We start from the raw sequence: 12891 nt of genomic DNA on the forward strand, positions 1-12891 counted from the left end.
CGTGTACATATCCATTCCTGCGGTAACGGCCACTTAGGGTTCCGCCCTGACGGCGGCTCACTTTCGAAAAGCCGGAATGCCGGCCCAGACAAAAGTAAGCAAAGCGCTCTTGCCCCACCACTCGGCATCTCGCTTAGGCTCGGTGTGCCCGTAATCCGCCAGTGATTTGGGGGGTCGCCTAAGATCAAAAGCAGATCAAGATCAAGAGCGGCTCGCTTCGCATCGTGGTTACCGTTGAGCTAACAGAGTTATGTAGATACCTATGCTGCGATGAGGCCCTGATAAACAACAAAAAACTACCTGGCACTCCCCCGCAAACCGCCCACCACAGCGTGCAACTGCTCAGGCGTTGCCGCCTCCACAGCCACCGGCTCGCCCGCCACCAACACCACCCGCGACCAGATCCGATGAAACACACCCTTGTTCGGATCACGGCTGAAGAAACTCCCCCACAACCCCTGCAATGCCATCGGGATCACCGGCACCGGCGTCTCCTCCAGGATGCGCGTCACCCCACCGCGAAACTCATTCATCTCGCCATCAGCTGTCAGCTTGCCTTCCGGGAAGATGCACACCAACTCGCCATCCTTGAGGTACTGGGCAATGCGCGCGAACGCCTGTTCGTAGATCTGAATGTCTTCATGGCGCCCGGCAATCGGAATAGCCCCGGCGGTGCGGAAGATAAAATTGAGCACCGGCAAGCGGTAGATCTTGTAGTACATGACAAAGCGAATCGGCCGACGTACTGCGCCGCCAATCAACAGCGCATCGACAAACGACACATGGTTGCACACCAGCAACGCCGCGCCTTCATCCGGAATGGCTTGCAGGTTGCGATGCTCCACGCGGTACATGGAATGGCTGAGCAGCCAGATCATGAAGCGCATGGTGAACTCGGGGACGATTTTAAAGATGTAAGTGTTAACCGCGATGTTGAGCAGCGACACCACCAGGAACAACTCGGGGATCGACAGCTTGGCCACGCTCAACAGCAGAATGGACACGATGGCCGAGACCACCATGAACAGTGCATTGAGAATGTTGTTCGCCGCGATCACCCGTGCCCGTTCGTTCTCGGCGGTACGCGACTGGATCAGCGCATACAGCGGCACGATGTAAAAGCCGCCGAACACACCCAGGCCGAGGATATCGAGCAGCACCCACCACGCCTGGCCGTAGCTGAGCACAGCGAGCCAATCGTTGGCTTGCACGTTCTGCGGGAAGCCGCCGGAGTGCCACCACAGCAGCAAGCCGAACACGGTCAGGCCAAATGAGCCAAACGGCACCAGGCCGATTTCCACCTTACGCCCGGAGAGCTTTTCGCACAGCATCGAGCCCAGGGCGATGCCCACCGAGAACACCGTGAGGATCAAGGTCACCACGGTTTCGTCGCCGTACAACCATTCCTTGGCATAGGCAGGGATTTGCGTGAGGTAGATCGCGCCGACAAACCAGAACCATGAGTTGCCGACAATCGAGCGCGACACCGCCGGCGTCTGCCCCAGGCCCATGCGTAAAGTCGCCCAGGACTGAGTGAAGATATTCCAGTCCAGGCGCAGCTGCGGTGTCGAAGCCGCTGCGCGGGGGATGCTGCGGCTGGCCAGGTAGCCCAGCACCGCCACGGCCACAATCGCCACCGCCACCACCGGCGCGTAATGGGTGGAAGACATCATGATCCCGGCACCGATGGTGCCGGCCAAAATTGCCAGGAACGTGCCCATCTCCACCAGGCCGTTACCGCCGACCAACTCATCGTCGTGCAATGCCTGGGGCATGATCGAGTATTTCACCGGGCCGAACAACGCCGAATGAGTGCCCATGGCAAACAGCGCCAGCAGCATCAGTTCAAGATGATTGGTCAGAAAACCCGTCGCGCCCACTGCCATGATCACGATCTCGCCGATCTTGATCGCGCGGATCAACGCGTCCTTGTTGAATTTCTCACCAAACTGCCCGGCCAACGCCGAGAACAGGAAGAACGGCAGGATAAACAACAAAGCACACAGGTTGACCCAGATGGAGCGGTCGCCCTCGATGGTGAGCTTGTAAAGGATGGCCAGGATCAGCGACTGCTTGAAGATGTTGTCGTTGAACGCGCCTAGCAACTGGGTGATGAAAAACGGCAAGAAGCGCCGCGTGCGCAGCAAGGTGAATTGGGAAGGATGGCTCATCGTCGTCCGTGTTCCTGCGTGGCCTTTATTTATCAGGCCACGACTTTACCTAATCCTGCTTACTTATTCGCTAGCCCGGCAATACAAGGCGAAACAAAAAGCTCGCCTTTATAAGCACCCTGCACGGTGCGCTTGGCCACGATCAGCCACATCAGCGCCAGCGCAACCACCAGCACACTGCCAAACACACTGAAAAACGCCAGCTGCAACAGGCTCGCCAATTTAAGCGTGGCCAAGGCGTAAACCCCCAATGGGAAGGTGAAGCCCCACCAGCCCAGGTTGAACGGGATACCGGCGCGCAGGTAACGCAGGGTGATCAACACCGCAATCAACATCCACCACAAGCCGAAGCCCCACAGGGTGATGCCCGCAATCAGGCCCAGGCCGTGGGCCATTTCACCGACACTGGCCAGGCCATTGGCGGCAAAGATCCCAGGGGCATCCGTACCGAGCAGCAACATGCCCAGGGCACCGGTACCGATCGGGCCTAGGGCCAACCAGCTCGACGCTGCCATATTGGCGTGAGGCAACTTATGCAAGGCCATGCGCAGCATCAGGATGGTCAGGATGCTGAACGCTACCGGCAGGGAAAACGCCCACAGCACGTAGCTGGTCACCAACATCACCAGTTGCGAATGGGCATCGGCCAAGTGCGGCGCGAGCAAGCCGCCGCTGGCCGCCGCCACTTCGGCCGCCACCACAGGCAACAGCCAGACAGCGGTCATCTGGTCGATGCTGTGCTCCTGGCGGGTGAACATCATGAACGGGATCAGTACGCCGCAGGCCAGGGACATGGCGACGTCCAGCCACCACAAGGCCTCGGCCAACGGGATCACATCACCGCCCCAGCGCGGCAGGCCGAACAGCAGCAAGCCGTTGAGAATGGTCGCCAGCCCCATGGGGATGGTGCCGAAGAACATCGAGACCGTTGAGTGCCCGAAGATGCGTCGCGCCTCGTGGAAAAACATCACCCAGCGGGCGGCATACAGCACGCTGAACAGCACAAACAGGCCAATGGTGAACAGCCACAGGCCCTCGGCGACGGCATGCAAGCCAGGCAGGTTGACTGGCAGCTGGGCCAAGGCCAGGGCCAGCACACCGGTGCCCATGGTCGCGGCAAACCAGTTCGGGGTGAACTGGCGAATCACTTCCCGGGGACGGGCCAGGTGACTGAAGGGTTTGTAGCGGTGAGTGGTCGAGCAGGTCATGGGTTAATCCTCTTCCTCATTTGAGGTTGAGGCCATGATAGAACCTGATCGAATATCTATATAACGGGTAATATCTCTAACTGTTATCTGTTTCATCTATATTAACCACGATCATGCCCTCGCCCTTGCTGGCGCCGAGTCCCGCCACCACAACCCACCAAGGGCCCCGAGAGACAGCAAGATAAGCACCGCACCGTAGCCGTCCGTGGTCGCGACCAGGCCAAACACGCGGCTCAGGTTACCCGCCAACAACGCCGGCACGCAGAACGCCAGGTAGCTCAATACATAGAATGCCGACATCAGGCCCGCCCGCTCATGGGGCAACGCCAGGCCCACGATGCTGCGCACACTGCCCATGAAGCCGCCGCCGAACCCCAGGCCTGCGATCACACTGGCGACAAAGAACAGCCACAGGCTAGCGGTGTTTACGGCAACCAGCAGCAACCCCACGCCCACGGCCAGCAGTGCAGCCGACACGCTCATGACCCTGTCAGCCGCGTAGTTGCGCAGACTGTAGATCATCACCGCGCCGCTCAAGGTCACCACCGCCACCAGCCCGCCGCCGACCAAGTGCGAGGTCGACCCGGTGGCGACACGCACCAACGACGGTGCCAACGAGGAAAAGAACCCACCCAGCGCCCACACGGCCACATTCAATGGCATCGCAAGCCACAACGCGCGGCGCGCCTGCGGCGGCACATGCAGGGTTGGCGCCAGGGACTTCAAGGCGCCGGGTATGCGACTGACCGTTTCAGGCAGGCGCCACACATACAGAGCCTGCAACACCATCAAGCCCAGCAGGGTGTAATAGATCAATTGGGTTGGCCACGGCGCGAACTCCACCAGCAGCCCGCTGCCCAGGCCACCACTGGCCATGCCGAGCATCGGTGCAAGGCTGTTGAGCATCGGGCCGCGGACGCGGTCGGTATCGAGCAGCGTCGCACTCAATACCGCTGTGGCAGTGCCAGTCGCGAAACCCTGCAGCGCGCGGGCGGCCAGCAGGCAGGCGGTGCTGTCCGCGTGGATAAACAGCAGCATCGCCACACTATTGAGCAGCAGCGCGGCGAAGATCACCGGCTTGCGCCCCAGGTAATCCGAGAGCGACCCCACCGTCAGCAGGGCCGCCAGCAGGCTCACGGCATAGACACCAAAGATGGCCGTGAGCATGGCCGCCGAAAAATGCAGGTGGTCTTGATATACCTGGTACAACGGCGTCGGCGCGCTGGAGGCGGCGAGAAAGGTCAGCACCATGATCACTAGAAACGCCAGGCTGGACCGCTGAGAGATGACACTGGACATGGGCACGCTCCGCTAAAGCTAATATTTTGCTTTTATGCAGTGTGCTATTCGCTGGCGCTTAAAGCAAATTCTTTGTGTTAAGGTCTTGCCCATGGCGATCAAAGAAGGCCTTCGCCCGGGGGGCCGTAGTGCCCGGGTACAAGAATCCGTCCACAGGGCGGTGCGCGAATTGCTGCAGGCCCATGAGCGTTCCAGCGTCACCGTGCCGATGATTGCGGCATGTGCAGGCGTCACGCCGTCGACCATTTACCGGCGCTGGGGCGATCTGTCAGTACTGCTCGCCGACGTCGCCCTGGCCCGTATGCGCCCCGATACCGAACCGGCCAACACCGGCAGCCTGCGTGGCGACCTGCAAGCCTGGGCCGAGCAATACCTGGATGAGATGAGTTCGGACGTAGGCCGCAACATGATGCGCGACGTGCAAAGCAGCCCGACGCCAGGGTATTGCGTGAGCATCCTGAGTGGGCAGTTGCAGGTGATTGTTGACCGCTACCCGCAGGAACAGCCTCCGAGCGTTGACCATCTGATCAACCTGCTCGCCGCACCGACGGTGTTTCGTATTCTATTTTCGGCAGAGCCTTTGGCGGTAGAAGAACTGCATGCCCTGATCGAACTGGCACTGAAAATCTAAGGCACGTGCGCCGACCAGAATGTGGGAGCTGGCTTGCCTGCGATGCAGACACCTCCGTACACCCGTCAAGCGAAGTCGATACCATCGCAGGCAAGCCAGCTCCCACATTTGTTCTGTGTGCATCCAATAAAAAACGGCCTCTGATGAGGCCGTTTTGTTATTTCCAATCCCACATCATGTACGCATCCCACGCCCACTCACCAGCAATCGCGCACAACCGATATACAGCACCACAGTCGCAACGATCATAAAGGTGATCGCCACACTGATCTTGATATCCGACACGCCCAAAATGCCGTAGCGGAAGGCGTTGACCATGTGCAGTACCGGGTTAGCCAGGGACACCGTCTGCCAGAACGGCGGCAGCAAGGTGATGGAATAAAACACCCCGCCCAGGTAGGTCAACGGCGTGAGCACGAAGGTCGGGATGATGGAAATATCATCGAAGTTGCGTGCGAATACGGCGTTGATAAAGCCCAGCAGCGAGAAGATTGTCGCCGTCAGCACGACCACCAGAATGGTGACCCCCAGGTGATGCACCTGCAGGTGGGTAAAGAACAGCGACAGCAGCGTCACGATCACTCCCACCATCAGGCCACGCAACACGCCGCCCAAGGTGTAGCCGATGAGGATGGTGTGCGGTGACACCGGCGAGACCATCAGCTCTTCAATGGAGCGCTGGAACTTGCTGCCAAAGAAACTCGACACCACGTTGCCGTAAGAGTTGGTGATCACCGACATCATGATCAGGCCCGGCACGATGTATTCCATGTAGGTGAAGCCACCCATGTCGCCGATCTGCCGGCCGATCAGGTTACCGAAGATCACAAAGTACAGGACCATGGTGATCGCCGGTGGCAGCAGGGTCTGCGGCCAGATCCGGGTAAAGCGCTTCACTTCGCGATAGACAATGGTTTGCAGCGCGACGAGGTTGGGTTGCAGTTCGGAACTCATAACGCCACCTTCGCCAGATTTTTCTCCACCAGGGACACGAACAACTCCTCCAGGCGATTGGTTTTATTACGCAGGCTCAGCACTTCGATGTTCTGAGTCGCCAACTGGGTGAACAGCGCGGTAATGCCCATGGCCTTATCCACCTGCACCTCCAGGGTGTGGCTGTCCACCAGCCGGCTTGGGTAGCCGAGCAACTGGGGCGCCACCGACAGGTTGTTCTTCAGGTCGAGCAGGAAGGTTTCCACATGCAACTGGCCCAGCAGGTTGCGCATGCTGGTGTTCTCGACAATGGTGCCGTGGTCGATGATGCCGATGTTGCGGCACAGCTGCTCAGCCTCTTCCAGGTAGTGGGTGGTGAGGATGATGGTGATGCCCTTCTCGTTCAGTTCGGTGAGGAAGGTCCACATCGAGCGGCGCAGCTCGATGTCCACGCCGGCGGTAGGTTCGTCGAGGATCAACAGGCGCGGCTCATGCACCAGGGCGCGGGCGATCATCAGGCGTCGCTTCATGCCACCGGACAGCGAGCGCGAAGGTACGTCACGCTTGTCCCACAGGCCCAGTTGAGTCAGGTACTGCTCGGCGCGTTCCTTGGCGACTTTCGCCGGAATGCCGTAGTAGCCGGCCTGGGTCACGACAATGTCGAAGGTCTTTTCGAACTGGTTGAAATTGAATTCCTGGGGCACCACGCCAATGGATCGCTTGAGCGCCGCCGGGGATTTGTCCAGGTCATGCCCGAAGATATTCACCGTGCCGCTGGTCTTGTTGACCAGGGTGGAGAGAATGCCGATGGTGGTGGATTTGCCGGCACCGTTGGGGCCGAGCAAGGCGAAGAAGTCACCTTCGGCAACGTCCAGATCGATACCACTCAGGGCCTGGAAACCGTTGCCGTAGGTTTTGGTTAGCTGCCGGATGGACAGAGCGGAACTCATATGGAAGTACGCACCAAAGAAGGGAATAGAAAGAATAGATGAAGGCACACCGCAGGTAGTTCAACCTGCGATGCAGTGCGAGCATGGTGCGTGCCCATGCCGCACAAGTACAGTCACCCGTATTAATAGTGTGTATTAAGTCAACGCGGTCATCACCGCCTTGCGGTAGGCCGGGCGCTGTTGCAAGCGCTGGTACCAGGCCTCCAGATGGGGCATGGCAGGGCGTTCGATGGGCATCTCGAACCAGGCGTAGATGAAGCAGCCCAAGGGAATATCGCCCATGCCGAACGCCTGGCCGGACAGGTAGGGTTGCTCGGCGAGGGCTTGTTCGACGGTTTTGAGCGCGTCGATACAGGCTTGGCGCCCGGCATTGATGCTGTCCCAGTTTTGCTGGTCAGCCGGGGTGCGCACGATGCCCCAGAACACCGCTTTGAACGGATCGGCGAGCGTGGAAGTGGTCCAGTCCATCCACTTTTCGGCGTTGGCCCGGGCTTGCAGGTCGCTGGGGTAAAAGTCCGATGCCTGCTTGGCGCACAGGTAACGCACGATGGTGTTGGATTCCCACAGCACAAAGTCGCCATCTTCGATCACCGGCACCCGGCCATTGGGGTTCATGGCCCGGTATTGCGGGGTATCGACCACACCAAAAGCCCCGCCCGCATCAATTGCTTCATAGTCCAGGCCGAGTTCCTCGGCGCACCACAGTGCTTTCCTGACGTTTGATGAATTTTTACGCCCCCAGATCTTCAGCATGACCGCGCCTTATCGTTGATGAACATGGCTTGATGAACGCAGCAGCATACGCCGGTTCAGCCGCGGCTTAAATCGCCCTGCATATCGCCGAGCAAGGTGGGCGCGTCGTCGCCAAACAGGTGCGGGTAGCACTGGCGGATATGCCCGAAGAAAAATGCTTCGGGCACGTCAGCAAATTGCCCGTGGTCCACCACGTACTCCATAGAACGCTGGCCCTGGCGATTGAACGCGTGGAACACGCTGTCGTGCAGGCCATCGAATTCCAACGGCGGCACGTCGAACACTTCGCACAGTTGCTGGTTGAACGCCGGAGTGGCCTTGACCCAGCGGCCGTTCAGGTAAAGCTCGGTATAACCGTGCATGGCGAACACGTCACTTTTGAGCAGAGCGAGCAGTCGCGGTGTGGACAGGTGGTTGCGCACGTCCGCCAGGCCAATGCGTGCGGGAATGCCGCAGTGGCGCGCGCAAGCGGCGAGCAACGTAGCTTTGGGCACACAGTAGCTTTCGCCGGCCGCCAGGGCGAAGCTGGCGCTCAAGGTGTTGGGGTCACGGCTGAAGGTATAGGGGTTGTAGCGAATGGCCTCACGCACCGCGTAGTAAAGACTGACTGCCTGGTCACTTAAATCCGGGCGGGTTCCGCGATGTTTCTCGGCGAACTCCACCACCACAGGGTGGTCACTATCGATGAAGCGGCTGGGACTCAAGTACGTATTCATGAGCTTGATCTCCGAGGGGAGCCTGGAGTTTAACCACCAGGCCCGCCAGAGAGATAACGACGATTCGGCCAAATGCCGGCGCCGGCTGATGGGTTGCCCAGTACACCTTGTTACACCCTGATCACCCGGCTTGTTCGGATGCCGACTAAGCTCCCTGGTGGTTTCGCCCCTGGTTTCACGGAGGATTGCATATGCTGTTGTTGTGGATACTGGTGCTGGTGGTCGGCATTGCCTACCTGGCACACCGCCGAACTGCCCCCCTGCCCGCCCTGGGCGTGGTCGCCGTCTACCTGCTGGCGATGGGCGCCTGGAGCCACGCACCGGGCTGGCTGCTGCTGATCTTCTGGGTACTCCTGGCCGTGGTGGCCGCGCCTTTGCTGCTGCCTGACCTGCGCCGCCAATACTTCACCAAGCCGCTGTTCAGCTGGTTCCAGAAAGTGCTGCCGCCGATGTCCGAGACCGAGCGCGATGCGATTGATGCCGGTACCGTGTGGTGGGACGGCGAGCTGTTCAGTGGCCGCCCGGACTGGGACAAATTGCTGGCCTACCCCAAGGCGCAATTGACCGAGGAAGAGCAGGCGTTCATCGACGGCCCCACCGAAGAACTCTGCGCCATGGTCAGCGACTGGGAAATCGGCCAGGCCATGGACCTGCCGCCGCAAGCCTGGGAACACATCAAGACCCATGGCTTCTTCGCCCTGATCATTCCCAAGGAGTACGGTGGCAAGGGCTTTTCCGCCTATGCCCACTCCCAGGTTGCCATGAAGCTCGCGACCCGCAGCGGTGACCTGGCCTCCACCGTGATGGTCCCCAACTCCCTCGGCCCCGCCGAACTGCTGCTGCACTACGGCACCGACGAACAACGTAATCACTACCTGCCGCGCCTGGCCCGTGGCGACGACATCCCGTGCTTCGCCCTCACCGGCCCGCTGGCCGGCTCCGATGCGGGCGCCATGCCCGACACCGGCGTGATCTGCAAAGGCGAATGGGAAGGCAAGGAAACCCTCGGCCTGCGCCTGAACTGGGAAAAGCGCTACATCACCCTCGGTCCCGTCGCGACCTTGCTCGGCCTGGCCTTCAAGGCACATGACCCGGACCACCTGCTGGGTGAAGAAGAAGACCTGGGCATCAGCCTCGCGTTGATTCCTACCGACACCCCTGGCGTGGAAATCGGCCGTCGTCACCTGCCGCTTGGCGCTGCCTTCATGAACGGCCCCAACTCCGGCAAAGATGTGTTCATCCCCCTGGAATACCTGATCGGTGGCCAGGAAATGCTCGGCAAGGGCTGGATGATGCTGATGAACTGCCTGTCGGTCGGCCGTTCGATCTCGCTGCCCGCCGTCGGCACCGGCGCCGCCAAGTTCACCAGCCTGGTGACCGGCCAATACGCCCAGGTGCGCGAACAGTTCAACGTACCGCTGTCGGCCTTCGAAGGCATCCAGGAAGCCCTGGCACGCATCGGTGGCAACGCCTGGCTGATGGACAGCGCGCGCATGCTCACCGCCAACGCCGTGGACCTGGGCGAGAAGCCGTCGGTGTTGTCGGCGATCCTCAAGTACCACCTGACCGAACGCGGCCGTGAGTGCATCAGCCACGCCATGGACGTGCACGGCGGCAAGGGCATCATCATGGGCCCCAACAACTACCTGGGCCGCAACTGGCAGGGCGCACCGATCTTCATCACCGTGGAAGGCGCAAATATCCTCTCGCGTAACCTGATGATCTTCGGCCAGGGCGCGATTCGCTGCCACCCCTTCGTGCTCAAGGAAATGGCCCTGGCCGGCCGCGAAGACCATGACCAGGCGTTGAAGGAATTCGACGGCCTGCTGATGCAACACATCGGCTTCGCCGTCAGCAACGCCGCCAGCACCCTGGTGCTGAACCTGGGCTTCGGGCACTTCGAAAAAGCCCCGGGCAACCGTTTGAGCCAGGGCTACTTCCGTGCCCTGAACCGCCAGGCGGCTGCGTTTGCCCTGCTGGCTGACCTGAGCATGATGTTGCTGGGTGGCGAGCTCAAGCGCCGCGAACGCCTGTCCGCCCGCCTGGGTGATGTGCTCAGCCACATGTACCTGGCGTCGGCGGCGCTCAAGCGTTATCACGACCTGGACTCGCCGGACCATCTGGAGCCGCTGTTTGCCTGGGCCATGGAAGAAAGCCTGGGTGAATCGGAACGCGCATTGGATGAGCTGCTGAGCAACTTCCCGAACAAGGTGCTGGGCTGCCTGCTGCGAGTGATTGTGTTCCCGCTCGGGCGTCGTCATACCGGGCCGTCCGACGCGCTGGATGCCGAAGTGGCAGCCGTGATCGGCCGCGCCAAGGGCGACCCGACCCTGGAAGAATTGCTGGCCGGCTGTTATCGCCCGCAATCAGCAGAAGATCCCGTGGGCGCCCTGCAACATGCCTACGACCTGCTCGGTGCCAGCCACCCCTTGCAGAAAAAACTCCACAGCGCGCTCAAAAGCGGCCAGGTCAAGCCGGCTGCCGGCGAGCATGCCATCGACGCGGCCCTGCAGGCCGGCGTGCTGCAACCAGCCGAGGCACAAACCTTGCGCGATGCCGAGGCTGCGCGACGCAAGGTGATCGACGTGGATGATTTCAGCAAGGAAGAGCTGATGCAGGCAGAAGGTAAAGTCCGCTGAGTCGAGCGGTCATATAAAAACGGGCGCGAGAGGCTTATACTCTCGCGCCCGTTTTTGCTTTAGAGGCCTTATCTCGTGTCCAACGTCGTTGCCGATCATCTTGTCTTGCTCGACCACTTGCGCAGCATCCTGGTTGCCGTCGGCGAAGCCGAACAGGTACCCGAGGAAAGCCACTCGCTGTTCCTGGAGCGTTTCGACGAACTGCGCGCCCTGTTGCCAATCGACCCGATCGAAAGCCAGTACCTGGGCCAGGACCTGATGAGCCAGGTCATCCTGCGCTACCCGCAAATCGCCCACCTGGTGCCCCGTGACCTGCTGTGGTTCTTTGGCGGCGACTGCCTGCACTTCATGCCCGACGAAGAACTGGACCTGTACCAGGCCCTGGAAGAACGTCGCTATGAAGCCGAACAGAACGACGAACCGTTCGACTGGAACCAGGAAAAACAGCTGCTGGCGATGCCTCAGGACCAGAGCAAACACTGACGCCAATATGTAGGAGCGAGCTTGCTCGCGAAAAACGTCAACGATAACGCGTGCTTTCTGAATAAACGCGGCGCCTGTGAGTTTTTCGCGAGCAAGCTCGCTCCTACAGTATTAAGGCTTACCCCTCCCACATTTCCAAACCGCGCTCCTACCGTCGGTGCAGCGTGGGCTCCTTGGCCATGCACTCCACCAGATAATCGATAAACACCCGCAACTTCGGCGGCAGGTAACGTGTGGGCGAATGCAGCAACCACGCCTCGCCATGGTACGACGCAATAAAATCCCACCCTGGCAACACCTGCACCAACTCCCCCGCTTCCAACGCATGCCGTGCGGTGAAATACGGCAAGCTGGCAATCCCGACATGCTGCAACGCCGCCTCCAGTCGCACCCCGGTGTGGTTCGCCGCATACCGGCCGCGTACGCCGACCGTTACCGCCTTGCCAGCCTGGCGGAACTTCCAGCGTGAATCTCCCGGTGTCTCACCCAGATAAATGCAACTGTGCCCGAGCAGATCATGGGGATGGCTCGGTGTACCGTGCTCGGCCAAGTACTGTGGCGTCGCGCACAGCAAATGTTCGATGGGCAACAGCTGGCGCCCGACCAAACCTGGCGGTGGGCTGTCGGTGATGCGGATGCTCAAGTCGACGTTGTCGTCGATCAAATCCACATGCCTATCTTCCAGGATCAATTGCACATCCACCTTGGGATAGCGCCGCAAAAATTCCGGCATATGCGGGTGCACCACGAATCGCCCCACCGCCTTGGGCACACTGACCCGCACCAGGCCCTCGGCTTCATGGGTAAATTGCCCGCTCACTTCCATCACCGAGCGCGCCGCATTGACCATCTCCTGGCAACGCTTGAACACCTCCTCGCCGCCCTCGCTCAGGCGCAGCTTGCGCGTGGTGCGTTGCAGCAGGCGCGTGGCCAGGGCTTGTTCCAGGCGCGAGATGCTGCGGCTCACCGCCGAAGGTGAAACGCTGAGTTGCCGCGCCGCTTCGGAGAAGCTGCCGGTTTCCACGACCTTGACGAAAATCGCCATTTCACCCAATAACGGCAAAGGAAGATTGATGCTCATGACGCACAGGTCCATTGATAATTGAAC

The 12891-nt window shown here is 60.4% G+C and carries 11 protein-coding genes; 3 read left to right on the plus strand and 8 right to left on the minus strand.

The genetic code is table 11. The annotated features are described in order from the left end of the window. Window positions 1–296: 296 nt before the first annotated feature. From GIV35_RS12670 to GIV35_RS12680, 3 genes are all read right to left on the minus strand, one after another. Window positions 297–2171 carry an MFS transporter gene (locus GIV35_RS12670; protein WP_236264519.1) on the minus strand — a complete coding sequence of 625 codons (1875 nt, stop codon included), beginning with the start codon at window positions 2169–2171 and terminating at the stop codon, window positions 297–299. Window positions 2172–2230: 59 nt separating this feature from the next. Then, entirely contained in the window at window positions 2231–3379 is a 1149-nt protein-coding gene (locus tag GIV35_RS12675) for a TDT family transporter (protein WP_236264520.1), read from the minus strand. A 111-nt stretch (window positions 3380–3490) separates the two neighbouring features. Then, window positions 3491–4678, minus strand: coding sequence for an MFS transporter (locus GIV35_RS12680; RefSeq protein WP_198716217.1), 1188 nt, complete (start codon window positions 4676–4678; stop codon window positions 3491–3493). Between the two features lie 91 nt (window positions 4679–4769). On the opposite strand from GIV35_RS12680, the gene GIV35_RS12685 reads away from it, so the two are divergent. Further along, the gene (locus GIV35_RS12685; protein WP_213154136.1) at window positions 4770–5309 is read left to right on the plus strand and encodes a TetR/AcrR family transcriptional regulator; all 540 of its coding nucleotides are present in this window, start codon (window positions 4770–4772) and stop codon (window positions 5307–5309) included. A 174-nt stretch (window positions 5310–5483) separates the two neighbouring features. On the opposite strand, the gene GIV35_RS12690 is transcribed toward GIV35_RS12685, so the two are convergent. The 4 genes from GIV35_RS12690 to GIV35_RS12705 form a co-directional block, all read right to left on the minus strand. After that, window positions 5484–6263 carry an ABC transporter permease gene (locus GIV35_RS12690; RefSeq protein WP_005786689.1) on the minus strand — a complete coding sequence of 260 codons (780 nt, stop codon included), beginning with the start codon at window positions 6261–6263 and terminating at the stop codon, window positions 5484–5486. Continuing rightward, entirely contained in the window at window positions 6260–7192 is a 933-nt protein-coding gene (locus GIV35_RS12695; protein WP_223024396.1) for an ABC transporter ATP-binding protein, read from the minus strand. Before GIV35_RS12695 ends, GIV35_RS12690 begins: the two co-directional genes overlap by 4 nt. A gap of 135 nt (window positions 7193–7327) precedes the next feature. Then, on the minus strand, window positions 7328–7945 hold the full coding sequence (locus GIV35_RS12700; protein ID WP_032892575.1) for a glutathione S-transferase family protein: 618 nt from the start codon (window positions 7943–7945) through the stop codon (window positions 7328–7330). A gap of 56 nt (window positions 7946–8001) precedes the next feature. After that, window positions 8002–8661 carry a transglutaminase-like domain-containing protein gene (locus tag GIV35_RS12705; RefSeq protein ID WP_054897863.1) on the minus strand — a complete coding sequence of 220 codons (660 nt, stop codon included), beginning with the start codon at window positions 8659–8661 and terminating at the stop codon, window positions 8002–8004. Window positions 8662–8852: 191 nt separating this feature from the next. Here GIV35_RS12705 and GIV35_RS12710 point away from each other — a divergent pair, with 191 nt between their 5' ends. Both GIV35_RS12710 and GIV35_RS12715 read left to right on the plus strand, forming a co-directional pair. After that, window positions 8853–11300: an acyl-CoA dehydrogenase gene (locus GIV35_RS12710; protein WP_223024394.1), complete on the plus strand. Its 2448-nt coding sequence runs from the start codon at window positions 8853–8855 to the stop codon at window positions 11298–11300. A 75-nt stretch (window positions 11301–11375) separates the two neighbouring features. Further along, window positions 11376–11783 (plus strand): PA2817 family protein, encoded by a 408-nt coding sequence (locus GIV35_RS12715; protein ID WP_003190109.1) that lies wholly within the window; start codon window positions 11376–11378, stop codon window positions 11781–11783. Between the two features lie 148 nt (window positions 11784–11931). On the opposite strand, the gene GIV35_RS12720 is transcribed toward GIV35_RS12715, so the two are convergent. Next, a complete protein-coding gene (locus tag GIV35_RS12720) occupies window positions 11932–12864 on the minus strand; it encodes a LysR family transcriptional regulator (protein ID WP_236264521.1) in 933 nt (310 codons plus the stop codon). Between the last annotated feature and the right edge of the window lie 27 nt (window positions 12865–12891).

Source organism: Pseudomonas sp. PA-1-6B, assembly GCF_021609545.1.
GTDB lineage: Bacteria > Pseudomonadota > Gammaproteobacteria > Pseudomonadales > Pseudomonadaceae > Aquipseudomonas > Aquipseudomonas fluorescens_BV.